Raw genomic sequence first — 25,477 nt, 5'->3', positions numbered from 1 at the left:
GAAACAAATTTGACTTAATCTCACTCACATGTCCTAATAGATTATCAAAAGCACTTAACCTTTTGAAATTAAACACCTAAATATTATTAAGGATCCTTCTCATGCCCGCACCTATGAAGGTGTATCTGGTAGATGACGACAAGCTGATTTTAGAGACGCTAACAAGGATTTTTCAAACAAACGGATTTTCGGTTCTATCCTTCAGCGATACCCGCACATTTTTACATCATGATATTGATACAGACCACGCATGCGTAGTGCTCGATTTAAACATGCCTTACCATTCCGGTTTAGACATTCTTGCCACACTGAAGCACTCTTACCCCGGCTTTCCGGTGCTTATTTACTCCGGTAAAGCAGACGTTATTTCCGCGGTTAGAGCCATGGAAGATGGCGCGGTTACACTTATTCAGAAACCTGCCCCCGCTGAGTTGCTTTTAAGCAAGGTAAAAACCGCTATTGAGCAACGTAAAAGCGTCATGCTTGATATGGCGAAAGCCCGCCACGCCAAAAACTTGATGAGCCAGCTTACCGAGCGCGAAAATGCAGTTGCGTTGCAGGTAGCAGAAGGTTATTCAGCATCAGAAATTGCTGAACAACTACATATTAGCAACCGTACCGTAGAGGCACACAAATCGAACATTTTTTCGAAACTCAATGTGCACTCTGTAGCAGGTCTTACCCGTATAGTCTTACAGTCTGAAAGATAAACAAGCAGTGCACGACCAATTTACGTAATTTCACTGATTTATCACGGCGCTCACCTTCTTTATATTCCAGCCAATTATAAAGGGGAGTAATAATGACTGCTAAAGTGCTGGTGCTGGATGATGATGAAATTATTCGGCTTTCATTATTTCACGCTTTGACCATGGAGGGGTTCGCCTGCAGCGGCTGCTCGAATATCCATGAGTTACTTAGAGCCAGTGCAGCACTTGATCCGGACGTCATTCTTATTGATCTATGTCTGGGCAAAGAAGATGGGCTGGAAGCATTTTCGGCGTTAGCAGCTAATAACTGCAAGGCCAGTATTATCGTTATCAGCGGCGCTGATATAGACGTAATCGATGCAGCGCTACACGCCGCCTCTGCACGGGGCCTCAAAGTAGCAGGAATGCTCAGAAAACCTTTTCCTCTAAAGGCACTTGTTCAACTCATTACCAATAGCAAGACCAGTTCTGAACAATGTTTTAAGTCGACCGCCTTTGATTCGCAAACAGTCAGTGCCAGCGACCTTAACAATGCAATTCTTAATCGGGAACTATCCCTGGTGTTTCAGCCTAAATTGGATATATCGACGCAGTCTATGGTTGGCGCAGAGGTGCTTTGCCGATGGAACAGTCCGCGTTTTGGGACCATCGATCCTAACGTATTCATACCAATGGCTGAAGCCAGCGGTGACATCGCTGCGCTGACTGACTATGTTCTTATCAGTGCCATTCAATGGCTCTCTGAATTTTTATCTTTACGAGAGCGCTTTCCGCCCGGTCTTATCAGCGAAGACTTTCATTTGTCTGTGAACATTTCCGGCGAGTCATTAAGTGATGGAAATTTCATAGATAAACTGGATACCCTGGTCAACGACTATCGTGTCACCCCATCCCGTCTCATGCTGGAAATGTGTGAATCGGTAGCTATAGGTGACAATGCCCCACCGCCGGAAGTTCTTACCCGATTAAGACTTAAGGGCTACCGATTAGCAGTAAATGATCTGGGTACCGGGCTGGCTTCCATTCAGCAACTGGTAAGGTTACCCTTTTGCGAACTAAAAATAGACCGACGTTTTATCAGTACCGGCCTGGATAACTACGAATCAGCAAAAATCACCTCCACGTTAATAAAAATGGGGCAAGGTTTGCTCCTTAAAATAACAGCGGTTGGGGTGGAAGAAGCGGATACCCTGGCGTTACTTAAACAGCTTGGCTGTCACTACGCACAGGGGTTTTATCTTGCGCAGCCGATGGCTGACGATGCGCTTAAGCAATGGCTGGCTCAGTTTGCAGATGAAAAGATTCCACACAGAATTGCCACGGTCAGATCAATGAAGCCGTTACCGGCTCAACCTGAAGAACAATTTGATCGTCTGGTGCGATTGGCCCAGCGAGTGTTTGATAAGCCAATCGTTGCTATATCGATACTTGAACAGGAGTTGTGCTATTTAAAAGCCAGGGTAGGTCTGGAGATTCAGTCAATCCCCGCGCAGCAGGCGTTATGTTATCGCTTGCTGCCAGATAAAGATGTACTGATTATTCCAGACCTTCAGTTGGATCATGGCAACGAAGAATCGCCTTTGCAACATTTTGGTAAACCCGTGCGCTTTTTCGCCAGTCACGCGCTAAAGGCATCCAATGGTTGTATCATCGGCAGTGTATTTGTTGCAGATATTTCAGCTGAAAACTGGTTAGCTGAAAATGTTGAGCAATTAGCTCAGTTTGCAAGAATAATTGAAACGGAGTTTACCTACTTAAAAGACCGGCAGCTTGATGCGGTGAGTCAGATTCCGGATAAAGCGTCGTTTACGCGCCGAGCAGACGCGCTGGTCGCATTCGCCGCACAAAACACACTTACGGTACAAGTGGTAAAGATTAACTTGATATCTTCGTCGCTTCCGTGGGATAAAGCGCTGTCAAGACTTAGCAAGCTGGCCCGGCAGGTGTGCTCAGAAGCCGATGATTTAGGTCGGACGCAAGAGAACCAACTATGCGTGTTGTTCATAGAACGCAGCAAGGACGAGGTTTTCAAACAGTTGATTAAGCTGGAACAGCAACTCAAAGTTCTGGAAGAAACATCAGCGGTTATCGACAGCCTGCGCATCACTCATTATTGTCCCTCACCCGGCTTCGGAAACAGTTTACAGCACGTGTATTGTCGGCCAGAAGACGCCCAGGTATCACATATATTCATTCGAAGCTGAACGTAATGTCTTTTTAACATGTTCAAGCAACATCTCATCTGAAAAGGGCTTTTGCAGGAAGTGCCAACGCCCTGAATATTCACTCGCACTTTGTGTAAAACCAGAGGTCACTAATATCTTCAGATCGGGATACGTCACGTTGACCCGCTCGACCAGTTCAAACCCGGTCAATGCGCCGGGCATTACGATATCGGTAATGACTAAATCTATTTTTCTGACTGCAAGTGCATCAAGTGCATCAAGTGCATTTTCTGCCTGAATCACCCGGTAACCGGCCTGGTGTAGTATGGCCGCAATATTTTCACGAATCAGCCTGTTATCTTCTACCAGCATGATAGTAGTACCTTCGGCAGGCTGCATAGAATGAGCTGGTAACAGGGCCCGCTTAGGTTCAGGTTCATGCTCACACAACGGTAGCACCATGTGCACAGTGGTACCCTTACCTTCCCTTGATGCAATATGCATATTACCGCCGGACTGACGAACAAAACCAAATACCATACTCAAACCAAGCCCCGTGCCACTATCACCGGGTTTAGTCGTAAAAAAAGGTTCCAGTACACGATCCAGTAAATCCTGGGGTATGCCCTCGCCTTCATCTTTTACCGAAATGTGTACTTTATCACCTTTCACGCCAAACAGATTTTCATGGGATGAGCTTTCCAGTCTCAGAGTTATTTTGCCTCCGCCGGGCATCGCATCTCTTGAATTGAGACACAAATTTACTAACGCGTTTTGTAACTGACCCGGATCGACTTTCACCCACAATGGTTCCGTGGTTCTTTGAAATACAAGCCTGTATTTAACACCCAGCGTCCGCTCAAGCATCTCTACAGACTCCTGGATAAGCTCTTCAACCAGAATAACTTTTGGCTGTAACTGCTGTTTGCTGGCAAAAGCAAGTAAACGCTGATTGAGCCCTATCCCCCTCTCTGCGGCCCGCAAAATAAGGGTCATCATCCGCACCATTTCGGGGTCACCGTGCAAACGGTGAATAATATGCCGGGCGTTAGCCAAAATTACCGTGATAAGATTGTTAAAGTCATGGGCAACACCGCCAGTTAATTGTCCTAATGACTCCATTTTCTGGGCCTGAAAAAGCCGATAATCCATCTCCCGTTTTTCTGTTACATCCCTGGTCACAGATGCAATGAAATCGGGGTTATCCCGCATCGAGTGTGTTTGCTCTTTCCAGATAGGAAACATCCGACCTTCAATCCATCGAGTTTTTCCATCAGGTCGAATAAGACGACACTCGAAATCACAGGGAGTTTGGGTTGAGGCCGCTCTTTTTTGGGCAACCATATCAATATCATCAGGATGAATTAGCTTATGCCAGGCCGCTTTTTGATTCAGCACTTCATGCGGCTTTAAATGCGATAGCTTTTCAAATGCTTCTGAAACATACAGCAATATCTCGCTTTCAAACCCTTCCAGCCAAAAGACTTCATCTGTATTCTGCAGTAGTTTTAAAAAACGTTGTTCACTGATTTTCAGGCTTGAGTTTAGCGCGTAACGGTAACGCTCAGAGCGCACCAAGGCGAGGCCCAATAGCGCCAAAATTAAACAGCTGGTAATAATGATAGCGGTAAACCACTGCTTCTGCTGCACCCGTCTGCGTTCGAGATCAGACACCACCTGACGCTCGAGCTTATCGGCCCGTTCGCTAATTTGATAAATGTCTTCACGTAATCTCACATCAACCCGCCGGCCGTTATCTATTAGCGTATTCAATTCTTCCGAAAGTGCTTCAACACGCCCGATGAGCTGCTCGGAGGTGTTTTTGCGAGTTAGCTTTAAGTCGATTTCACGATACTGAACCAGCGACTTATTGATCAGTGCTATACCCACCCTGCGCTGCCAGGGACTCTGACCATCGTCACTCAGAGCAAAATGCATCACCCCGTTGGTAAAGTCGCTTTCCGCGCGCTCAATGGAATGGACCATTTGCATTCGGTAATCGATTTCACTTTCACGCAGATAAAAAATGCCACTGGTCGCCAGTACAATAGTTAATACGAGTGGAATTAAAAACAAAATCCACTGCCATTTATCCTGGAAAATACGAGAAATTAAATTCATAAAAAGACGCTCTTGCCCGTCGCTGGTAGATGAGCTTCGTCGGTGATCGGCCGAAAGATTTGCGCTTTAGTGTTAAACGAGCCGAGAAGACTATTGCTATATAAGTTGATGACGCTCCGAACTGTAAACGTTGACTGATAACCGTAACCCAATGTCGGTCGGTGATCAGGTTTGAAAAACCAAAGAGAGCGGATAGGCACGAATGACACAGAAGCAGACACGATCAGATTTTCATCGGCGCCAACCACTATCCTTTTGCCGGAAGCGTTAGCGCGCGCTTTTAATAACTGCTCAATAATCTGTGTTAATGCCTTTGACTCAGTTGCCAGGTCAATGATGAACCGAAGACAAATATTTGCTATACGACTATAATTTGAATTATCAGGGGCTGGCTCACGCTTCCCCCTCACCAAAAAAGCAGACTTTGCAAACGGGCAACCACGAGTCACATGCGAAGTAAGCATCAAAGCAACTCTACCTATTTTTTTAACCCGCCAATGTACGATCTGCCTGAATACAGACCTATTAGTAAAATTACGTAATTACCAGGGAAAACGAACGAGGCGGGAAGAAAATGAAATATTTTCATAAGGTAACTCGCCCATCGTCTTATGGAAGCTACCTTAATAAACCTTTAGTCAGTCTGTAAGACCGGTTGATACTCCTCAAAGCGTAGACCACTTACATCAAACAACAAGCATCGCTGGCTAAAAGTAATAATCATCCTATCGCAATGCTACATGCGCATGCTCTGTGCTAATTAAAGCGCGTTAACCGATCAGTTATGCTAATACCCCGCCTGCAAAGAGCAACCACTCGTTAGCGTATCGTAGAATTTAATACATTTGCCGTAAGTCGTCATGCGCTCTATCGACTGCTAAAAACACTTCGTGCTATTGTTATAATATAACATATCTATTTATCGTATAGTTCCACCATGAAACACCTATTATTAGCTGTAAGCTTGAGTTTTTTATGTTCCATGTATCATAGCGCAGAAGTCGAGGCGGCTGATAAGATTGAGCACATAGAAGTAAGGTATCGCCAGGCATATCGAGGCGATGTGCCCGTTGCCAAAATCCCTCAATCAATTGAAACGCTGGAGCGCGCAATAGTAGAAGATGGCAATATCACGCGCTTTCGGGATATTTTGCTGTTTTCGCCTTCAATTGCACTGCAGAATGATGGGGGCAACTTATGGGATAGTTTTTCTATACGAGGCTTTCCAGGCAACGAGAATGTGCCTACAGGGTACCTCGTAAACGGCTTTGCCAGCGGACGTGGGTTCGGCGGTCACAGAGATGTGTCCAATATTGATTACGTTGAGGTATTAAAAGGCCCCGGCTCTGCTTTATACGGTCGCTCCGACCCGGGTGGCGTGATCAATGTTGTTACACGTAAACCCCAGTTTGCGCCTGAAGGCTATTTACAGGTAACCGCCGGGAGCGATGACCGATACCGGTTAGAAGGCGACTACACCACCGGTATAAATAAATCACTGGCAATGCGCATCAATGGCGCATGGGAAGATTACGGCAGCTTCCGTGACTTTGTAACCAGTGACAAACGTGTGATCAATCCCTCGATAAGCTGGCGAGCTACTCCTGATATTACCGTGATGTACGCTATGGAATACATGCAGCATGAGCAACTATTCGACCGGGGGATTGTAGTGCTGGAAGGCGATACTCCTACCATACCCAGAGAGCGGTATCTGGGCGAACCAAATGATAACCCCACCAGGATAATATCTCAGGGCCACCAGCTTACCTACGAGCATCATATTGACGACGACTGGTTTGTTACCGGTGGTATCAATTTTCGTCACTCGACGCTTGATGGGTATTCGTCTGACGCTGAGCTTTCGGTCTCTCGCCAGCAGGTGTTTAAGGATGGACAGACACTAACCCGCCAGCGGCGCAGGCGTGACTACGACGCTGACGATTTATCTGCTCGTCTGGAATTTAACGGCCATGCAAATACCTTTGGTCTGACGCATCATTTACTCACAGGTGTTGATGCGTACCAGTATGACTTATACACGCTGCTCGCACGGGTTCGTCCTGAACCTGGTGACTATGAGCTAAATATTCATGAGCCGGTTTATGGCGCAGCGCCCCCCGTGCCACAGACGCTTTACGTCAACGACGAACAACAACATGGGTTCGGCATTTATATCCAGGACCAGATAGAACTGCATGACCAGTGGCACCTGCTTTTGGGGTTACGTTTTGACCAGTATTCTCAACAAACAGTGGAGCGAATCTCAGGCACCAAATCTGACCAACGCGACAGCCGTTCAAGCCCCCGTATCGCGTTGAGCTATTTTCCTTTTGATGATCTGACGTTGTATGCCAGTTACTCTGAAGGATTTGTGCCTATTAGCGGGACTGATTATCAAGGGCGCGGCTTCGACCCAGAAGAAAGCGACTCTGTTGAAATTGGGATGAAATACACGGGCCGCTACGTTGATGTCACCGCCGCGGTGTTCGACGCCACTAAAACTAATATTCTTACCTCAGATCCGGTTCATCAGGGGTACCCGGCCACGCTGGGCGCTGCCACCAGTCAAGGCGCGGAAATACTAATCAACACTGTAATTGCTGATGACACACAAATAAGATTGGCCTATGCCTATACTGACAGTCAGACAAAAAATGCAATTACCAATTTAGACTGGGGTGTCACAGTACCGGCAGGCAGTGACCTTGTGAACATTCCACAGCACAGTGTGAGCGCGCGAATCAAACATGACCTTCACTATCTGGGCGTGGATGCGCAAGTGGGAGCAACTGCAAGGTGGATAGATGAAAGACTCGGCGACTCGGTGACTCTTTCCTACCGTTTACCGGCTTACAGCGTGTTCAACGCCTTTTACAATCATCAGATTACGCCCAACACACAACTACAATTTAACGTGGACAATATTTTTGACGACTATTATTTATCAAATGCTTACTCAGCACTTTGGACCACCCCGGGCGCGCCGCGTCAGTATTCAGCGAGCCTTACCTATGCATTTTGAAGCACAAAAACAACGTATCGACAGCATCGATGCGCTGCGCGGACTGGTTATCCTGGTAATGCTGTTGGACCATGTGCGCGAGCGTTTTTTTTATAATCACCCTATCACCGATCCCATGAGTATTGTTGATACACCACCGGAGCTGTTTTTCAGTCGGTTTGCGGCACATTTTTGCGCACCAGCGTTTGTTTTTCTTACCGGGCTGTCGGCGTGGCTCTTCCGGCAAAAACAGACAGAGCCAGTGAACGCGACCCGGTCATTCTTATTTAAACGGGGCCTGTTTCTGATAGCCCTTGAAATGACTGTCATAAACTTTTCCTGGTTCGGCGCTTACGAGGTACTTTACCTTCAGGTTATCTGGGCCATAGGTGTCAGCATGATCATCTTGGCGCTATTGCTAAATTTGCCCTCAATGCTAATTGGATGGATCGGACTGGTTATTGTGGCGGGTCATAATGCGTTTGATTTTATTAACCTTTCGCCTGGTGAGCGGGGGTATACAGCCTGGGCTATTTTGCATGATCGCGGCATTATTCTGCAAAGTGAACTGCTTGCCGTGAAAGCCAGCTATCCGGTACTTCCATGGTTTGGCGTCATTTTCTTAGGTTATGCTGCTGGACCTCTTTATTCCGCTGCTATCGACAGAGCGCAACGCTTGCGCTGGTTACTGGGGTTATCGCTAGCCTGTTTTGGTAGCTTCGTGCTACTCAGAGGCTTTAATGTCTATGGGGAAAACCTGAACTGGCAGGTACATGAATCGATGTTCGAGACCTTTGCATCCTTCCTCAATGTAACCAAATATCCGCCGTCACTGAACTTTATTCAGATAACCTTTACCGGTATCTTTTTAATGTTATACCTGATGGAGAGATTTCAGGGGCGCTGGACGCAAATATTAAAAAATTATGGCGGCGCGCCAATGTTCTTTTACCTACTGCACCTGTATGTACTTCTCGTCCTCTACAAAATAGGAATTTTATTTTTTCCTGTACCGAACAACGAATACCTTAGCCTGCCAAATATGTACTGGGTCTGGGCAACAACATTGCTACTTGCCGGGCTTCTTTACTTTCCGACCCGCTGGTTCAATCACTACAAGCGGACCAGTAATAAAGCATGGGTTAAATACTTTTAGGCGTAGAAAATCTCCGCGTCGCAGGGTGACGCAAAACCCTACCTTGTGCCAGTTTTTGTCTGAATATTGATGTATAAGATGGGAGCTTGAGAACGTTGAAAACATAAGGATATGTACGAATGAGAAAATTACAGCAAAAAGAATTAATGTCAGTCAGTGGCGCTAATCCATTGATGGTCGGTGTGGGTATAGGCATAGCGACCTCTTATATCTATGAGTCTATAGGTAGTAAGGCCGGTATTGACAATTATTTCGCCAACGGATGGGCATCCATGAGTACGTCAACCAGGCTGTGGACCCGCCGCTTGCAAAGACATTTACGCTAGTGATCACTGTATTCAGGTGGCAGTGGGAGCTGGTCAAACAGCGCCTGCTGCAACTAAACTATCTGCGCTTACTGTGCTGCATCACGGTGTTTGCGGTAAGTTATAAGGCGTATCTATTTAGTCTTGATATGCGGGATTACAGTTCGTGGCTTATCTGGCAGGTTGCGCCAAATATTACCGCCGTTGCCAGTGCATCCAGTGTATCGGCAATCTGGGTCAGAACTGGCTTACATCAGCTGGTCTGGGGTGTCGCCGCGGGTATTATAATTTATGAGTTCCTTCAGCTAGTCATTGCTGAGCGTACCTTCGATGTGCTGGATATCCTGGCCACATTTATTACAGCGCTACTGCTACATGGAGTATACAAACTATGCGGCGCGTTTTCGCAGCGAGCTATGTCGCCATTTAAGCCCCCCATTAGCAGATAGCGCTTATGCTGTTGCCAGCGTTTAAATTTGGGGACGTTGTATAATGTGCAATTTCAGTGATAGGCGTGTAGTACTGATGAGAGATGCTGGTGAGAGCCGCGCTTACTGAGATACGATGAAACTTTGCGAAAATACTATTTTAACGCCCGGCTTATGAAGGTATTTAAAAATCTGTTGAAAACTCGGATCTTATTTTATACCTCGGCTCCCCAACCAGTTAATAACCGAAGCGCCGGTAGGATAATAGCAAGGGCATAGTGAAAAGCGCTGATGATCTTTCAGCGCTAGTAGAAATTAATCAGCGCGTTTATACGTCAACGTTACGCCCATCTGACCTATTTCAAGATTATCGTCGTCGGTAATTTCAAAGGTCTGCTCATCTTCACCTTTAGCAAAAACCAGATACTGTTTTCCGCCGCTTTCGCGGGTAAAGATTTCATCAACGTTATTACGCTGGCCATTGGCTTCGATAAAGTCATCACCGATTACCAGCGTTCCTGCGCCACTTTGACTTATAAGCTTCTCCAGCATCGCGTTATCTGACGTTGCTTTCCATGTGCCCTCGTAACCGTGACCACCACAGGCTGAAAGCAGCCCTGACAGAAGGCTAGCTATAGCTATTTTTCCTATCTTCATTGTTATTCGCTCTGTTTTATAAACTTTGTTATGGTGCTGATAAACATCAGCTTTCCTTATGTATAGTAAGGATATTCATAAAAAAGACGCTTGAACAGCGTTTTTTAAGAGCCAGCTCTCACAAAATTACAACCCGCCGGGGCGGATTGTAACTGTAGACACCGCATTCTGCTATCATCCTGTGCGCTCAGCGTTGTGATTTGATAAAAGCCATTGCTTTATTAAGGAATTTCTCACCTTGCTCGCTGCCGGCTTTCAACTCTTTTTGACCAACAGCACTTGTGATCTGCGCATAATGAGCCAGCACATCTTCAGGTGTCTGATCGGATTCTGGCAAAAACACGCCTTCAGTCTCAACTATCCGTGCAACTGAATAACCGCCTACGCCTGCACATAATGTTATCCGATTGGGCGCCTCTTCGTGACACAAGGTCAACGCCCCGGCGGTCACCGCTTCGGTAGTCAGCAGTTTGAATATTTCCGGTGGTAACAAGTCCTCGGTCATCCGTGTCCCTGCAGTAGGTGCAAGAGCATTCACTTTGATATTATGTTTAGCACCTTCCAGTACCAGGGTGTTCATCAGCCCTATCACAGCCATTTTAGCGGCCCCATAATTGGACTGTCCGAAATTACCGTAAAGGCCGCTTGATGAGGTGGTCATTACAATACGTCCGTAGTTCTGCTCACGCATGATATTCCACACCGCTTTGCTACAGTTAACCGACCCCATGAGGTGAACATCCAACACAGCTTTAAAATCGTCCAGCGACATCTTACTAAATGATTTGTCCCGCAAAATACCAGCGTTATTAATCAAAATGTCGACCCGACCCCACTGCTTAACGGTCTCATCGACCATTTGCGTGACCTGCTCAAAATCAGCAACGTTGGCACCATTGGCAATGGCTTCTCCACCATTTTTTCTGATTTGCGCAACGACCTCTTCGGCCGCCTCAGTGGAGCCGCCGGAGCCGTCCCGGGCACCGCCGAAATCATTAACGACGACTTTGGCACCGCGATCAGCCAGTGCCAGCGCGTGGGTTTTACCCAGACCATTACCTGCTCCGGTAACAATCGCGACCTGATTATTAAATGCTACTTTCATTGTTCAGTCTTCTCACTGTTGTTATCGCCTGCAATCTGAATGCCGATCCACTGAGCGACAAGTGCGGGCTTATCGTTGCCTTTCAGCTCGATGGTAACATCGTAGGTAACGTAAAACTGATTCGGATTAGGCTCCGTTACCTCGACCACCCGAGCATGACAGCGAATGCGGCTATCCACCTTCACCGGCGAAATAAACCTGACCTTATTAAAGCCGTAATTTATCCCCATTTGCGCGCCGTTAACCTCAAGGCCAAACGACTGGGCAAAATAAGACAACATGGAAAGACTCAAAAAACCATGGGCTATCGTTCCGCCAAATGGTGTCTGAGCGGCCTGTTGCGGGTCTGTATGAATAAACTGATGATCGTGGGTACAGTCTGCGAAGGCATCAATCTGTGACTGCGTTACCGTGAACCAGTCAGTGACCGGCAATGACTGCCCGGCGCTGCCAAGTAGCTCCTCTCGAGATACTTTATGCATAAACGCTCCTTAAAATTGGTTAAAACCAGTCAGGTTTCATGTCAAAGTTAGTGGTATCCAGTGAGCCGACCAGGTGCGCCCAGTGATAAATTTCAGGCAGCTCGCTGCGAAAGAAAAAGCGCATAGCCTGAAGTTTGCCGTTATAAAAGGCTTCATCACTTTCATGTAAGGAGCCGTTAAGTTGCTGCTTCGCAATGACGCCCTGTTTAAGCCACATCCAGGCAATAACAATATGCCCGAACATATCCAGATACTTCACCGAGTTGGAAAATGCCGCATCAACGTTCATGGTCTGACTGGCGCCAAGTACACGCTGGGTTGTCTCATCCAACACCTTAAGTGCTGACTCAAGGGATGTCGCATAGTCGTTGAGTGATTCAAACGTTTGCGCCTCGGTGATGGTTTTGCCGATGGCCGATACACAGGCTTTGTAACCGGCAAAGTTGTTTCTGGGCACTTTACGGCCCAGCAGATCCATCGACTGAATACCGGTGGTACCCTCATGAATCGGGTTAAGACGGTTCTCACGGTAAAACATTTCCACCGGATGTTCATTGGTGTAGCCAGCACCGCCGAGCACCTGAATCGCATAATGATTTGCTTTGAGTCCGTACTCTGATGGCCAGGATTTGATGATCGGTGTTAAAAAGTCCAGCAGAGTGTGAGCAGCTTCACGGGAGTCATGATCCGGCGCGGTTTTTTCATCATCATGCAAACGTGCGCCATATAAACACAGGGCCAGGGCTCCCTCTGCATAAGCTTTCTGTGCCAGCAGCATACGTTTCACATCGCTATGTTCAATAATATTTACCGGTGTTGAATGGGGGTCTTTTTCCGCCAGCAGACGCCCCTGCGGCCGCTCTTTTGCATAATTGAGCGAATATTGATAGCCCGCCAGTGCCATGACTGTCGCGCCCATCCCCACAAACAGACGGGCTTCATTCATCATATGAAACATATAACTGAGGCCCATATTTTCTTCACCTACCAGATACCCGACAGCCCCGTCTTTTTCACCAAAGCTTAAAGATGTTGAGGTAATAGCATGACCGCCCATTTTGTGAAATAACCCCGCCAGTGCAACATCGTTGCGTGCGCCAAGGGCCCCATCATCACCAACCAGAAATTTAGGCACAATAAACAAAGAGATACCCTTGATACCTTTGGGTGCACCCTGCACTCGCGCAAGTACAAGGTGTACAATATTGTCGGTGAGGTCATGATCCCCGCCAGAAATATACACTTTATTGCCCGTAATCCTGTAACTGCCATCCTCTTGCTTCACCGCTTTGGTAATAAGATCTGCCAGTCCGGAGCCTGCCCCCGGCTCGGTCATCGCCATCGTTCCGGTAAAGCGCCCTGCACGCATAGGGCGTACCCATTTTTCAATCTGTGCGTCGGTGCCATGGGCCTGAATAAGGTTGGCATTGGCATTGGTCAGTGTGGTGTAGCCCATGGTGCTCATACCGGAAGCGGTAAGGTGAGTATTTAAAGCACAGGAGACCAGCGAAGGCAGCTGCATACCGCCCATATCAAAATCGGCAGTCGCCGAAGCAAGCCCCGCGTCAATGACAGCCTGCATCGCGGTTTTAATTTCAGGGATCAGATGGGCATTATTACCATCGTATTCTGGTTTCACCAAATCGGTTTTCTGTCGAATAGGCAAAAGGTACTTTTCAGCAACATTTTTTGCTGTATCCATCGCTGCCTGAAAGGTTTCACGGCTATGATCACTGAAGCGTTCGCGCTCGGTCAGCGATTCCGCCTCAAGCAATTCGTATAACATGAAGTCCAGGTCACGCTCATTAAGTAAAGATGTGGCCATGTCTGTGGCTCCTGATTTTCAACAGTCTGTAATAACCGTATTGTTGCCACGATTCAGAACAGATAACATGACCTGCAATGTCAGGTATCATCAAATTTGCCCGGCGTCTTCTTACTTACCGGATGCACAAAACAGGCAGTAATGAGCAAAACTGAATCAACACAAGCGCTGACGCCGCCTTTTGCCGGATTGTTAAGATTCTGGCGCCAGGTGCATCAGGTCAGTCAGGAAGAGCTGGCCTATCGCACCGGCTCATCAGCTCGACATATCAGCAGACTGGAAAATGGCCATGTCAGTCCCAGCTACGAGATGACCCTGGGTATCGTAAACAGTCTGGGCATGCTGGAGCGCGACGCGAATCACCTGCTCATCGCTGCAGGCTTTAGGGCGCAGGGGGAAAAAGCCAGCTTTGCTGCACCAGAGTTAAAATGGTTACGCAAAGCAATGACATTAACGTTACGCGCTCTTGACCCCAACCCGACTATTTTAATTGATGGTAGCGGCGATATTTTAATGGTCAACCGAAGCTGGGTAGGACTATATCGCGCCATTGTCGGTGAAGATGCGCTAAAGAATATTACCAACCACTTTGATTTGCTGTTCAGTCTGCACAATGAGTTTACCGGTTCAGACGCCTATACGGATGCGCTGTGCCTGATTTTGATGAGTATTCAGCAAGATGTATTACTTACGCAGGATGCCGCTATGCAAATTCGGCTGCGCCGGTTACTGGCAACACCCGGGATACCCGATGACTGGGCCAGACGGGCCGCACAGCGCGACCCCATGGCAAGTTTTCGGGTAGAACTAATGATTAACGGTAAGTTGCAGCGTTTTTTCAGCGTCAGCCAAACCGTCGGCGCAATGGGTCCGACCGCCTATGTGTCTGAGCCTCGCCTCACGATTAACACGCTTTATCAGGAGGTCCCGCAAAATACGCTGCCCGATTGCTGTACCGACCAGTGGGAACATCCTCTTTTGGCTTATTAAATGTTATTGCCCGTCGGATGAGCGGGCAATCTTTACATTATTCGCTTTTGCGAAGCTCGCGGCGAAGGATTTTACCCACGGTGGATTTAGGTAACTCATCTAACACAATAATAGTTTTAGGCACTTTGTAATTAGTCAGGTGCTCCCGGCAATAATCCCGCAACACCTCTTCGCTGACCGATTCACTGAGCGTGACATAAGCCTTAACAGCCTCACCGGATTTTTCATCCGGCTGCCCGACCACAGCCGCCTCCATCACTGACGGATGCTCACTCAGCACATCTTCCACTTCATTCGGGAATACATTAAAGCCTGACACGATAATCATATCTTTAAGACGATCAACGATTTTGACGTTACCGTTTTGCTGCACCATTCCCATATCGCCGGTCTTAAACCATCCGTTTATCATGGCTTTATCAGTTTCATCCTGCCGCTGCCAGTAACCTTTCATGACCTGCGGTCCTTTTACCACCAGCTCACCTACTTCGCCCGTCGGAAGTGGCTGGTTGTTTTCATCCCATGCTGCCACCTGAGTTTCTGTCAGCGGTTTACCTACCGTTCCCAGCTCCTCCTCCCCAAAGAGGTTAAAGGTGACCACCGGAGAGGTTTCCGACAATCCATAACCTTCAGTGACCGGACAGCCGGTAACCTCCTCCCACATATGAGCGGCAGACTGGGTTAGGGCCGCCCCGCCAGAAAGAGTGACTTTCAGATTGCTAAAATCAACGTCTTTGAACCCCGGATGCTGGCAGAGCCCCACAAACAGGGTGTTAATGCCGGCAATCCCCTTGAAGGGCACGGCTTTAATCGCATTGACAAAACTGTCCATATCTCTGGGGTTAGGGATAAGCAGATTAGCTTCGCCCATACCAAACAGTCCAATCATGTTCACTGTAAATGCGTAGATATGATACAGCGGCAACGGACAGACAAATACGCCTTCGCTCGTTTCGCAGCGCGCCTGCAGTCTCTCCGCCATTTGGCCGGCATTGGCCAGCAGGTTGCCGTGGGACAACACAGCTCCTTTGGATACACCGGTAGTCCCTCCGGTGTACTGTAAAACGGCAATATCGTCGCGGGTGGCATTACCCGGAGTATATTCAGCAAGGGATTCGCCTTTTTCCAGCGCGTTCATCAGCCAGTGGTAGTTGTTATCCGGTGCGACAGGCTGAATAAAGTCGGCGGCACCGGTAACAATAACCTGCTCAATATCAGTTTTGGCCTTAATCTGTTCTAACTGAGGCAATAAATCATTCAGAATCACAATGGCTTTGGCGCCTGAATCAGTAAACTGATGCAGCATTTCCCGCGGCGTGTACTGTGGGTTAGTATTTACTATCACCAGGCCCAGACGTACTGCTGCGCACATTGCCAGCGGATACTGAATAAGATTGGGAAGCTGAATAACTATCCGATCCCCGGCTTTAAGCCCCAGCTCGTGCTCAAAGTAGCGCGCTAGATGGGTAGCATGTCTGTCCAGCTCACTGTACAACATCGCCTGACCCATACACCGGTATGCCAGCCGGCTCCCGAAGCGTTCAAACTGATGGTCGGTAAACTCACGTAAGTTGGTGTATTGCTCATTCAGTGACATAATTATTTGTTCTCCTGCGTAATAGGCATAGCGCGTTGAACGATTGCCTGGGCATCGATATTTGCCGGCAATGTACCGTATTGATGAAATTGTTGTGGATCCAGCCGCGAGCTGACAAACGCTTCAGCAATCCAGCTCTCACCGTAAACGATAAGCGTGGCTGCCTGCCAACAGATGGCCAGCTTCTCCATTAACTGCCGCGCGCGCGTCTCCAGATTTTCGGTATTGATAAGATCGGTTTTGACCGCGTCCAGCGCATCGTCGTATAACGAAAAATGCGCTTTTGCTTTATTTAACTCGGCGAGCAAAGCTTCTAGTGTCTCCGGCTCACGGGTCAATACGCGAATCAAGTCAAGGCATTGCACATTACCCGATCCTTCCCAAATTGCATTCACCGGCGCTTCCCGATACAACCGACTGGTTACATTATCTTCTACGTAGCCTACCCCGCCAATACACTCCATCGCCTCGTAAGTGTGCTGAACAGCGCGTTTGCAAATCCAGTACTTACCGATGGCGGTAGCGCTTCTGACCAGTGCGGCTTCGTGATTATCGTCCTGATGATCCAGTGCTTTGGAAATACGCAGGCTGATAGCCAGCGCGGCTTCCGCTTCCAATGCAAGGTCAGCCAGGACATTCACCATCAATGGTTGCTCGTGAAGTGGCTTACCAAAAACCTCACGACCTGCGGTATGCCAAATGGCCTCTTTAGCCGCCTGGGCCATCAGCGCACTCGACCCCAACATGCAATCGTACCGGGTCAATGCGACCATTTGGATAATAGTGTTGATGCCTTTGCCTTCTTCACCCAGCAGCCAGCCATGGGCCTCGCGAAATTCAATTTCCGAGCTGGCATTGGACTTATTCCCCAGCTTATCTTTGAGACGCTGTATGTGAATGGGATTTTTTGTACCATCTTCACGCCAGCGTGGCACCAGAAAGCACGAAAGGCGACTACCGGTCTGCGCCAGCACCAGAAAAGCATCACACATAGGGGCACTACAAAACCACTTGTGGCCGGTTAATGCATAGCATTCACCAGGTCCGGCTTCATTCACCGGTATGGCAGTGGTTGTATTGGCCCGTACATCGCTGCCGCCCTGCTTTTCGGTCATGGCCATCCCGATAGTTACGCCTTCTTTTTCATACCACGGCCGATTACTGCCATCATAGATGCCGGATAGTATTTTGGGCAGCCAGCGTCGGGCCACATCGGGCTGTACAGATATAGCCGGCACAGATGCAAATGTCATGGTTAACGGGCAGCCCGAACCTGGGTCCGCATGAGTGTGCAAATACGCCATGGCACCTCGAACTACATGAGCACCAGATTGTTCAGAGACCCACGGTAAGCTGCAATGGCCCTGCCTTATGGCATGCTCCATAAGCTGATGATAAGCGGGATGATAAATAACCTCATCGACGCGATGACCAAACCGATTGTGCGGCTCAAATTCGGGGCTATGGCGGTTAGCCAGAAAGCCCGCCTCCTGTAGGTGGTGGCCGATATTGTGACCAAAATCCTGTAAGAGGGATTGGTCTGATGGGGCGTCAAAGCGATTTACCCAATATTGTAAAATAGTGTCAGCAGAATAAACGTTATAATTTGCTAACGGGGCTGGCTGATTAAACACACTGTGAGTGTCGTAATGAAAAACAGGCTGAGCCATAGCTACTCCCATGTGGTCTGATGTCTCTTACAAACATCAATTTACCTGACATTAACACAGATTTCACACCTCAGTGTAACGCACCTTGCAAGTCACAGAAAATGCCAGTCCGTTAAATTGATTTTGTGTATATTTATTTATACCTACGTGAGCATAGGGATGCTCAAAGGCTAAGTAGTCAAGGCTTATATCTCCAGCCTTATTGCCGACAACATTCACATGGCTTATCAACAACCCCCTTAGGATTCGATTAATGGCACGAGCTAAACGATCTTCCTGCCTTGCTGTCTGTCTTTTGATGTGGCCTTTAGCTGTATCAGGAACAACCTGGAGCGAAAATGAGATCCACCTGCAGCAAGGAGAGCTTAATCAGCCCTTCGCTGCGCAACCTGGCACCCATACCGATACCACCATCATTACATTTCAACACGCCAGTGGCTGGGAATATGGCGCCAACTTTTTGTTCTTCGACTATGCCAGAACTGATCACGGCGATGAGCTTTACGCTGAGTGGTATCCTTTTTTTAGCAGCCAGGCCATGTTTGATATTGAGTATGCAGGAGGGCTTAGAGACATTGGCCTGGTACTGGGCGTTAATGCAGCACCGGATTCTGATGTGCTGAAATATTTACCCGGTATACAAATAAACTGGGATATTCCGGGGTTTGCTTTTTTTAACACTCTGCTGACCGCCTATGTTGATGACAGTAAGGGTATTACGGCCGGTGGAGCGCCTGCTGAAGGTGACAGCTATATGATAGATGCCGCCTGGCGATATCCTATCGAAACCGGCCAACAGCGCTGGTCAGTAGAAGGCCATGCTGAATATATTCAGGGCAGAAACACTGAGCTCCCCGGTGTCAGGGTCAAAGACTGGGTGCTGGCGCAAATTCAGTTGCGCTGGGATGCAGGTAACATCTGGTTTAACCAAAAGGATGTGATGTTTCTGGGTGTCGAATACCAATACTGGAACAACAAACTTGGTACCAGTGAAGATGAAAGCGCTCTGCAGCTGCTAGCTGTGTGGCGGTTCTAGTGCCTATTGAGGTAAAAAAATGAAATTAAAAAAGCTGTTATATCTTGTGCTCTTTGCCTCCATTGTTGTTCCTGTGGTTATTACGATTACCGTTTTTGCTACCTCAATGACATCGTTTCTTACCAACAAGGTTGAACAGGAAGACCTGCCCACCGCATTAAGAGAAATAAAAAATGCTGTTGAGCTGGATCTGCTTAAAACTATTGCGCCGTCGCGCACACTGGCCAACAGTGAATACCTTAAGGATTGGCTGGCCCGTGGTGAACCGCAAACTGGCACCACTCTTCTGACCAGACATTTGAATACCCTTAAAACTGAAAATGGCGGCATGAGTGCGTATGTTGTGTCTGCGCAGACGGGCAACTATTACACCGCGAATGGGGTGAGCAGGGTCATTTCAAAACGCTCTGACCCTTGGTTTTACGCGTTCATAAACAGCGCTGTAGAAATGGAAGTTGCCATAGATGTGGATAAACAAACTAATATCGCCTCAGCGTTTATCAATTATGTAATAACTATTAATGGTGAACGGGTAGGTCTGGCCGGTATTGGTCAATCGCTTAATAACATGTCGGCGCTTATTTCCTCATACAAAATTGGCCGTAATGGCATTGTCTATCTTACTGACAGCAATGGTGTTATTAAATTACATCCAAATCCTGGCAGGCATGGCGAAAAAATACCCCTGGCGGAGATCACGACGGGTAATGTCCGGGAAATTAACAGTGACAACGGGCGAATTACACAGCTTGCCTCAAAGCTTGAGACAGTGGACTGGTATGTCGTAACAGAGGTGCCTTCTGCACAATTATACGGGCCGCTCAATGAGGCAATTATTACTAACCTGATTGTGGCCTGTATCATTATTATCGTTGGCACATTTGTGGTGATGGTTGTTTCAAAGCGTATATTTCAGCCTATCGAAAGTATCACCCATGCAGTTACGGCGCTTAATCAAAAAGACGGAGATCTTACCGCCAGACTTAATATTAGCCAGAATAACGAAATCGGTATACTGGCAAGTCAGGTAGATACATTTATCGAAAAACTGCAACACATGTTTCTTCAGGTTTCCCACAGTGCAGAGCACGTTAAAGGCATTGCGATGGATGTTAACCGGCAAATTGAGCTGACCCAGTCCTACTCTACCACCCAAAGTGATAGTACACAGTCAGTAGCCGCCGCTGTGGAGGAGATGAATCTTACCGTAAAAGAGATTTCTGACAGCGCTCAGGGGGCCTCCGAGGTGGCAAATACCACCCAGGAGAATGTCGCCCGAAGCTCCCGCATCATTAATGACACCATGCAAAATGTGGCTCAACTCAATACGCTGATGGATCGTTCGGTAGATTCAGTTAACGCGCTGTCTGATAGCATTGATTCGATAACGCGGATTTTGAATGTTATCCGGGATATTTCAGAACAAACCAACTTATTAGCTTTAAATGCTGCGATTGAAGCGGCACGGGCTGGTGATCAGGGGCGCGGCTTTGCTGTGGTCGCTGATGAGGTGCGTAATCTGGCCCGGCGAACCAATGAATCTACTGAAGAAATTGACAGCATGATTACCGAGCTCAATGCCAAAGCTTTCCAAACGGTTCAGGATATCCAGCAAGGCAGCAGCAGCACACACAGCACCTCTGAATATCTTTCAAGCTGTGTGCAGGCCCTGGAAAATATTTCTGCCGAAGTTTCCAGGTTGACCCAGGTCAATACTCATGTGGCCAGCGCCACGCGGGAGCAGTCGACGGCGACCCATGAAATCAGTAGTAATATTGCGGTTATCTCTCAGACTGCCCACGAAACGTCTCATAGTATGACTGAAACAGTCAGGCTGGTCGGCGAGCTTGATGAGGAGTCAAAGCGGCTAAACGCGACCATCGGGCGGTTTACCCTGAAATAATATTTTTGCAGCGCAAAATTAAGAGCTCAAATATGCAGACACTACCATTAAATAACAGCTGGTAGTGTCTTTTATCACTTAACCTAGAACTTTCTTCTGGCGCTTACCAAGCCTGCCATCAGCATGCCAAATAGCGCAAAGGTAACAGGCTCATTGACATTGATAGGAGGGCCGACCACCACATCATCGCTTTGACCGAAACGAACATTATCAATAGCAAATCCCGCCGGTTCACTGCCGATCAAATCTAAGAACACGCCGGCAATGCCATTAGCCCCAGACGCAACAGCAAGGCCCAGAAACTCAATGCCGGTGACTTCGTTACTGACTGAGCCCAGTAAATTACCGTCACGATCAAAGGCAGTAATAGCAGTTGACGCTACAGCATCGAAGAAGCCGCCATCAAAACCGACCGCAAACTGATCTTCACTGAATAGCAGGGCCACACCACCGTTAAAAGTAGGCGTCCCTGAAAGTACTGGTGACGTCGGGTTTGCGCCATCATTGACTGTGAGGGTTGCTGGCGCATCAGGGTCTAGGGACAACGGGCCGGTGGGGCTGCCTATAATACAAGCTGTAGCGGCCGCACCCGGGCAATCATTGCCCGCATCAGCACTTAACGATTGACCTAAAAAATAGCCGCCAAAACTGACCGTTGGATCGTCACCGGTACCACCATACATGTCGGCAGTGTAAACAGGATTTGTCGTACCTAACCCAACCTCAGAAAAGGTAATCAGGTTCGCGTTTGCTGTGAAATCTTCCGAAGCCACCTTGATGACGTCTGCACTAACGGGTAATGCTGCTAAAATGCCACAGACTAGAAGTAGTTTTTTTATAGCCATGCTTTCATTCCTTTTTTCAATACACTTTGATTGTTATTTATACTTCAATTTTGCTGAGCAATTTTTATACCCTTAAAATATACCTTTTAAATCAGTGACATAAATTTCCCCCTATATAAGAATGTAAATTTTACTGACACTCAACTGATAGCTTAAAACTATTAAGATTCAAATTAATTCCGCTAGCTACCCAATCAGACCGGCGAATTTGTAGTGATTTTACTTTACGTGACGCTCGCTTCAGGCTAAAACCACGTGTTGTCGCTCGGTTGTAAAAAGGACAAATTGCAAATGCCGGTTTTTAATGAATGGCTCTCAAATGCTAAGCAACACTTTGCGCGGGTGCAGGATGCCTTGTATAGCACGGAGTTTTTGTACCAGTTACTACTCATCCTGGGTATTTACCTGGTGGCGTATCTGATCGCAGGACAGATTCGTAACGCTGTGCCGTTTATGCGACGTCCCGAAAATCAAAAAATTCATTCATTAAAAATGATCGGCTACCGGGTTGGAACGATGCTGTTTCCCCTGCTGACGGTTTTTCTGCTGCTACTGACCACGCGACTGGGCGTTCTTTTTCAACTGGACGCTTGGCTGCTTGATATAGCGTTGGTTTTGGCTGTACTCATATTTTTAAACAATTGCATCAAAAGCCTTGTGGCCAATACTGTTATTGCCAGTTTTATGCGCTGGATAGGGCTGCCCATTGTATTTTTACATCTGATAGGTGTATTACCCCTGGTAGTAACTGCATTAGAGTCGGTGTCAGTATCAGTGGGTAACATCCGGCTCTCGGCCTATGGAATTTTCCGGGTGCTGATTTTTGGTGCTTTGCTCTTCTGGCTGGGGCGCGCGTCAAATACAGTAGGTAAAGATATTATCCGCAACCAGAAATCGCTGGATGTAGCGACCAAAGAAGTTTTCGCCAAGTTATTCGAGGTAGCGGTTTTCTGCGTTATCTTCCTGCTATTACTCAATGTGATGGGGATTAACCTTACCGCTCTGGCGGTGTTTGGTGGAGCGCTGGGAGTAGGGCTGGGTCTTGGTTTACAAAGCATCGCTTCTAATTTTATTTCAGGCATTATCATTCTGCTGGACCGCTCGCTAACCGTAGGCGACTATGTTGAACTGGAAGACGGTAGCAAAGGTTTTGTTCGCGAGTTCAAAATGCGATATGCCGTTCTTGAGACATATGATGGGAAGGACATTCTTGTTCCTAATGAAAAGTTCATCAGTTCATTGTTGGTCAACTGGACGCATAAAGATCCCAAACAACGCTACCGGATTGATTTTAGCGTCGCTTATCAGACTGATATCAGAAGCATGGTAGAAATTATCAAAACCACTGTCGCTGAGCATCCGCAGGTGCTTAGTGGTAACGACATTCCTCTTGAAGAGCGACCCGATTGTGAAATTGACAGCTTTGGGGACTCGGGCGTGAATATGTTTGTCGAGTTCTGGATGGAAGGTATCGACGATGGTAAAAACCGCGTAGGCGGTGATTTATTACTGCTGATTTTTGAAACACTTCGTGAACATGATATTACTATCCCCTTCCCTCAACGCGAAGTACGAATTCTAGACCGGGATAGTCTTAGGTAACTCGTCCAGACTCAGGTTTATCTCAAAACGAAGCCAATCGTCTTTCAATAAATAAGAAAAATACGGTCTACGATTAAATTTCACCCGATTTTTTAGATTAGTCTTAGCTTAATTGTGTTTAATGACAAAAAATACATGCAGTTATGTTCTGACTAAACATATTATTCGAACTTTTTTATTATTTAATATCAAGAACATACATCAATGTTAATTTGCTGTTAAATTCTTTTGGGTGTTACTTCACATTTTACACAGTAAATCTCATTTTACTTGACCATCGATTTTGCTATTCTTTCGCGGCAAATTTTATGACTGACTAATTTTTGCTCAGATTAAATGTGAAGTGAGTGGCAAATGTCTATTTTGACTTTATTGATGACAACCTGCAGACAGGTATTGCCTGGCCAACAACAAGCGAGTGCTGTAGTGCACTGGCTGTGTAAAGGTGTGGGTGCCACTTTGTTCATTAGTGTACTGAATATAGCATTATTATTATGTGGAGCTCTCGCTGACTCCACAGATGTGGTCTCAGCGGTTATAGAAAACCCCTTTATTGGCCCGGTCACCGTGGCTTCGCTGGGTCTTCTGGTTGCTTGCAAAGCCGTTTTCAGAGCTTTTCGTAATGCAATATTTAGTGAACTTTTTCGTTATATGTCTGCGCGTCGCGCAGGCGTCATACTAAGTAAGTCGTTACTTACTCATACCGTATTTGCCGTTAGCCCTCGTGTTCGTTTATCACATGGCTCCCGCGCACCCCCTTTAAGTTTTGCTTAGTATTTGCCAGACAGCGGTTGTTTAGCGGTCTGAAAATACGGGTGAACTTAAACTAGCTGGGAACTACCTTACGGTAATTCCCGAATCTGAGCGTCGTTCTGTTACCGGGGCGGCAGGATTGTAAACCTCTGGGTTGTAGGAAAATTCCTTTGCTTATTCGTAACCTTTGTACAATTGCTTTTACCGCCGTCGTGCTGACACTAGCAGGTTGTAGTGGCGGAGTACTCGATCCGAAAGGACAGGTTGGTGTTGAAGAAAAGTGGCTGATTATAATCTGCACACTCTTGATGCTGATTGTTGTTATTCCGGTTATCGTGCTGACTCTCTACTTTGCCTGGAAGTATCGCGCCAGTCGGGATTTTGAAGTTTATACACCTAAATGGGCTCATTCGACAAAAATTGAATCAGCAGTCTGGTCTATCCCGATTCTGATCATCGTTGTACTGGGCGTTATCACGTGGAAATCCACTCACGCGTTAGATCCTTACAAGCCGCTTGAAGGCAAAGGGGAGCATATGACCGTGGAAGTGGTTTCATTGAACTGGAAGTGGCTGTTTATTTATCCTGAACAGGGTATTGCAACAGTTAATGAACTTGTATTCCCCGCTGATAAGCCAGTGGCGTTCAAGATCACTTCTGAAGGAACAATGAACTCCTTTTTCATTCCGCAGTTAGGTAGTCAGATTTATTCAATGGCAGGTATGGAAACCAAGCTACATCTGATTGCAGATGAGCCTGGCACTTACGATGGCTTTTCAGCCAACTATAGTGGCGAAGGGTTTACCGGAATGAATTTTGACGCGATTGCCACACCTACCAACGATGATTTTGAGGCGTGGGTAGAAAAGGTTAAACGCGAAGGGGGAGAGCTTGATTCAGCGTCGTATAAAGCGTTGACAGAGCCGACCAAGTCTCATCCGGTCGAGTATTTCGCCGATGTCAAAGACGGTTTGTTTCACGACATCATTATGAAATTCATGAAAGACCACGGTGAAATGAATTACTACAGCAAACCTAAAAATGCGGTCCAGGGTCGTCCTGAAGCAACGCGTAGTCACGCGCAGCATTCCGGCGCTCATGAAACAGAGGCCGAGGAGTAGTC

General features: G+C 47.3%; 20 protein-coding genes. 12 read left to right on the top strand and 8 right to left on the bottom strand.

What is annotated here, in order from left to right:
• The first annotated feature begins 101 nt into the window (after positions 1-101).
• Positions 102-710 (top strand): response regulator transcription factor, encoded by a 609-nt coding sequence (locus F458_RS0111715; protein ID WP_018983620.1) that lies wholly within the window; start codon positions 102-104, stop codon positions 708-710.
• A 92-nt stretch (positions 711-802) separates the two neighbouring features.
• Positions 803-2,914, top strand: coding sequence for an EAL domain-containing response regulator (locus tag F458_RS0111710; protein WP_018983619.1), 2,112 nt, complete (start codon positions 803-805; stop codon positions 2,912-2,914).
• Here F458_RS0111710 and F458_RS20155 read toward each other — a convergent pair.
• Positions 2,891-4,996 (bottom strand): hybrid sensor histidine kinase/response regulator, encoded by a 2,106-nt coding sequence (locus tag F458_RS20155; protein ID WP_018983618.1) that lies wholly within the window; start codon positions 4,994-4,996, stop codon positions 2,891-2,893. The genes F458_RS0111710 and F458_RS20155 overlap by 24 nt on opposite strands.
• 964 nt (positions 4,997-5,960) lie before the next feature.
• Between F458_RS20155 and F458_RS0111695 the strand changes: the two genes are divergently transcribed.
• The 4 genes from F458_RS0111695 (at position 5,961) to F458_RS0111680 (ending at position 9,910) form a co-directional block, all read left to right on the top strand.
• On the top strand, positions 5,961-8,021 hold the full coding sequence (locus tag F458_RS0111695) for a TonB-dependent siderophore receptor (RefSeq protein WP_232362656.1): 2,061 nt from the start codon (positions 5,961-5,963) through the stop codon (positions 8,019-8,021).
• The gene (locus tag F458_RS0111690) at positions 8,011-9,156 is read left to right on the top strand and encodes a DUF1624 domain-containing protein (RefSeq protein WP_018983615.1); all 1,146 of its coding nucleotides are present in this window, start codon (positions 8,011-8,013) and stop codon (positions 9,154-9,156) included. Before F458_RS0111695 ends, F458_RS0111690 begins: the two co-directional genes overlap by 11 nt.
• Positions 9,157-9,275: 119 nt before the next feature.
• Complete coding sequence (locus F458_RS0111685; RefSeq protein ID WP_018983614.1) at positions 9,276-9,482, top strand: hypothetical protein; 207 nt, start codon at positions 9,276-9,278, stop codon at positions 9,480-9,482.
• Entirely contained in the window at positions 9,482-9,910 is a 429-nt protein-coding gene (locus F458_RS0111680; RefSeq protein WP_018983613.1) for a hypothetical protein, read from the top strand. Before F458_RS0111685 ends, F458_RS0111680 begins: the two co-directional genes overlap by 1 nt.
• A 294-nt stretch (positions 9,911-10,204) precedes the next feature.
• On the opposite strand, the gene F458_RS19450 is transcribed toward F458_RS0111680, so the two are convergent.
• The 4 genes from F458_RS19450 to F458_RS0111660 form a co-directional block, all read right to left on the bottom strand.
• On the bottom strand, positions 10,205-10,546 hold the full coding sequence (locus F458_RS19450) for a hypothetical protein (protein ID WP_018983612.1): 342 nt from the start codon (positions 10,544-10,546) through the stop codon (positions 10,205-10,207).
• A 187-nt stretch (positions 10,547-10,733) separates the two neighbouring features.
• On the bottom strand, positions 10,734-11,651 hold the full coding sequence (locus F458_RS0111670) for an SDR family NAD(P)-dependent oxidoreductase (RefSeq protein ID WP_018983611.1): 918 nt from the start codon (positions 11,649-11,651) through the stop codon (positions 10,734-10,736).
• On the bottom strand, positions 11,648-12,133 hold the full coding sequence (locus F458_RS0111665; protein ID WP_018983610.1) for a MaoC family dehydratase: 486 nt from the start codon (positions 12,131-12,133) through the stop codon (positions 11,648-11,650). Before F458_RS0111665 ends, F458_RS0111670 begins: the two co-directional genes overlap by 4 nt.
• A gap of 19 nt (positions 12,134-12,152) precedes the next feature.
• Positions 12,153-13,958 carry an acyl-CoA dehydrogenase gene (locus F458_RS0111660; RefSeq protein WP_018983609.1) on the bottom strand — a complete coding sequence of 602 codons (1,806 nt, stop codon included), beginning with the start codon at positions 13,956-13,958 and terminating at the stop codon, positions 12,153-12,155.
• A 141-nt stretch (positions 13,959-14,099) separates the two neighbouring features.
• On the opposite strand from F458_RS0111660, the gene F458_RS19445 reads away from it, so the two are divergent.
• Positions 14,100-14,948 carry a helix-turn-helix domain-containing protein gene (locus tag F458_RS19445; protein WP_018983608.1) on the top strand — a complete coding sequence of 283 codons (849 nt, stop codon included), beginning with the start codon at positions 14,100-14,102 and terminating at the stop codon, positions 14,946-14,948.
• Positions 14,949-14,985: 37 nt separating this feature from the next.
• On the opposite strand, the gene F458_RS0111650 is transcribed toward F458_RS19445, so the two are convergent.
• Positions 14,986-16,545, bottom strand: a complete 1,560-nt coding sequence (locus F458_RS0111650; protein WP_018983607.1) for an AMP-binding protein — start codon at positions 16,543-16,545, stop codon at positions 14,986-14,988.
• Positions 16,546-16,547: 2 nt separating this feature from the next.
• On the bottom strand, positions 16,548-18,215 hold the full coding sequence (locus tag F458_RS0111645; protein ID WP_018983606.1) for an acyl-CoA dehydrogenase family protein: 1,668 nt from the start codon (positions 18,213-18,215) through the stop codon (positions 16,548-16,550).
• 253 nt (positions 18,216-18,468) lie between these two features.
• Here F458_RS0111645 and F458_RS0111640 point away from each other — a divergent pair, with 253 nt between their 5' ends.
• Together F458_RS0111640 and F458_RS0111635 are read left to right on the top strand one after the other, a co-directional pair.
• Positions 18,469-19,251 (top strand): hypothetical protein, encoded by a 783-nt coding sequence (locus F458_RS0111640; protein WP_026294647.1) that lies wholly within the window; start codon positions 18,469-18,471, stop codon positions 19,249-19,251.
• 19 nt (positions 19,252-19,270) lie between these two features.
• Positions 19,271-21,154 (top strand): methyl-accepting chemotaxis protein, encoded by a 1,884-nt coding sequence (locus tag F458_RS0111635; protein ID WP_018983604.1) that lies wholly within the window; start codon positions 19,271-19,273, stop codon positions 21,152-21,154.
• An 83-nt stretch (positions 21,155-21,237) separates the two neighbouring features.
• Here the strand turns inward: F458_RS0111635 and F458_RS0111630 are convergent, their stop codons facing one another.
• Positions 21,238-21,999, bottom strand: a complete 762-nt coding sequence (locus tag F458_RS0111630) for a hypothetical protein (protein WP_018983603.1) — start codon at positions 21,997-21,999, stop codon at positions 21,238-21,240.
• 291 nt (positions 22,000-22,290) lie between these two features.
• On the opposite strand from F458_RS0111630, the gene F458_RS0111625 reads away from it, so the two are divergent.
• The 3 genes from F458_RS0111625 (at position 22,291) to cyoA (ending at position 25,475) form a co-directional block, all read left to right on the top strand.
• A complete protein-coding gene (locus F458_RS0111625; protein WP_018983602.1) occupies positions 22,291-23,601 on the top strand; it encodes a mechanosensitive ion channel family protein in 1,311 nt (436 codons plus the stop codon).
• Between the two features lie 354 nt (positions 23,602-23,955).
• Positions 23,956-24,375 carry a hypothetical protein gene (locus F458_RS0111620; RefSeq protein WP_018983601.1) on the top strand — a complete coding sequence of 140 codons (420 nt, stop codon included), beginning with the start codon at positions 23,956-23,958 and terminating at the stop codon, positions 24,373-24,375.
• A 149-nt stretch (positions 24,376-24,524) separates the two neighbouring features.
• Positions 24,525-25,475, top strand: a complete 951-nt coding sequence (cyoA, locus tag F458_RS0111615) for a ubiquinol oxidase subunit II (protein WP_018983600.1) — start codon at positions 24,525-24,527, stop codon at positions 25,473-25,475.
• The last annotated feature ends 2 nt before the right edge of the window (positions 25,476-25,477 follow it).

This window comes from Salinimonas chungwhensis DSM 16280 (assembly GCF_000378185.1).
Taxonomy (GTDB): Bacteria; Pseudomonadota; Gammaproteobacteria; order Enterobacterales; family Alteromonadaceae; genus Alteromonas; species Alteromonas chungwhensis.
This window is presented reverse-complemented; position numbering and strand designations above follow the sequence as displayed.

Coding starts and splice junctions, on each gene's coding strand:
- F458_RS0111715 (WP_018983620.1), top strand. CDS start 102: ATGCCCGCACCTATGAAGGTGTATCTGGTAGATGACGACAAGCTGATT.
- F458_RS0111710 (WP_018983619.1), top strand. CDS start 803: ATGACTGCTAAAGTGCTGGTGCTGGATGATGATGAAATTATTCGGCTT.
- F458_RS20155 (WP_018983618.1), bottom strand. CDS start 4,996: ATGAATTTAATTTCTCGTATTTTCCAGGATAAATGGCAGTGGATTTTG.
- F458_RS0111690 (WP_018983615.1), top strand. CDS start 8,011: ATGCATTTTGAAGCACAAAAACAACGTATCGACAGCATCGATGCGCTG.
- F458_RS0111685 (WP_018983614.1), top strand. CDS start 9,276: ATGAGAAAATTACAGCAAAAAGAATTAATGTCAGTCAGTGGCGCTAAT.
- F458_RS19450 (WP_018983612.1), bottom strand. CDS start 10,546: ATGAAGATAGGAAAAATAGCTATAGCTAGCCTTCTGTCAGGGCTGCTT.
- F458_RS0111670 (WP_018983611.1), bottom strand. CDS start 11,651: ATGAAAGTAGCATTTAATAATCAGGTCGCGATTGTTACCGGAGCAGGT.
- F458_RS0111665 (WP_018983610.1), bottom strand. CDS start 12,133: ATGCATAAAGTATCTCGAGAGGAGCTACTTGGCAGCGCCGGGCAGTCA.
- F458_RS0111660 (WP_018983609.1), bottom strand. CDS start 13,958: ATGGCCACATCTTTACTTAATGAGCGTGACCTGGACTTCATGTTATAC.
- F458_RS19445 (WP_018983608.1), top strand. CDS start 14,100: ATGAGCAAAACTGAATCAACACAAGCGCTGACGCCGCCTTTTGCCGGA.
- F458_RS0111650 (WP_018983607.1), bottom strand. CDS start 16,545: ATGTCACTGAATGAGCAATACACCAACTTACGTGAGTTTACCGACCAT.
- F458_RS0111645 (WP_018983606.1), bottom strand. CDS start 18,215: ATGGCTCAGCCTGTTTTTCATTACGACACTCACAGTGTGTTTAATCAG.
- F458_RS0111640 (WP_026294647.1), top strand. CDS start 18,469: ATGGCACGAGCTAAACGATCTTCCTGCCTTGCTGTCTGTCTTTTGATG.
- F458_RS0111635 (WP_018983604.1), top strand. CDS start 19,271: ATGAAATTAAAAAAGCTGTTATATCTTGTGCTCTTTGCCTCCATTGTT.
- F458_RS0111630 (WP_018983603.1), bottom strand. CDS start 21,999: ATGGCTATAAAAAAACTACTTCTAGTCTGTGGCATTTTAGCAGCATTA.
- F458_RS0111625 (WP_018983602.1), top strand. CDS start 22,291: ATGCCGGTTTTTAATGAATGGCTCTCAAATGCTAAGCAACACTTTGCG.
- F458_RS0111620 (WP_018983601.1), top strand. CDS start 23,956: ATGTCTATTTTGACTTTATTGATGACAACCTGCAGACAGGTATTGCCT.